This is a genomic window from Neglectibacter sp. X4 (assembly GCF_009917365.1).
Classification (GTDB): Bacteria; Bacillota; Clostridia; order Oscillospirales; family Acutalibacteraceae; genus Acutalibacter.
Genome location: NZ_QWLE01000358.1, coordinates 1 through 250, shown reverse-complemented (window position 1 = coordinate 250; position 250 = coordinate 1). Strand labels below are relative to the sequence as shown.

The window sequence follows — 250 nt, the reverse complement described above, 5'->3', positions numbered from 1 at the left end:
ATAATCATCATTTCATTTACAACATGGCTGGTGTTGGAAAGCTGCTGGTCGCAGAGCATGTTGATCATCTGTTTAGTGCAGCGCAGTCCCTGTGCGTTTGCTTCCTTGGTCGGAACGCCGATTGCTTCGTGCGGTGTCTTTACGATAACTTTTGTTGCCTTTGACAGCGCTGCGATGGCGCTGCCCCAGGAAATAACGGAAAACGCCTGAGCTTCGTCCTGCGGGAAACCGCCCATCCACTGATGTAAAA

The 250-nt window shown here is 50.8% G+C and carries 1 pseudogene; it reads right to left on the bottom strand.

Going from position 1 to position 250, the window contains the following annotated elements:
• Positions 1–250, bottom strand: a pseudogene (locus D1841_RS18560) (methylaspartate mutase subunit E); the annotation flags it as partial.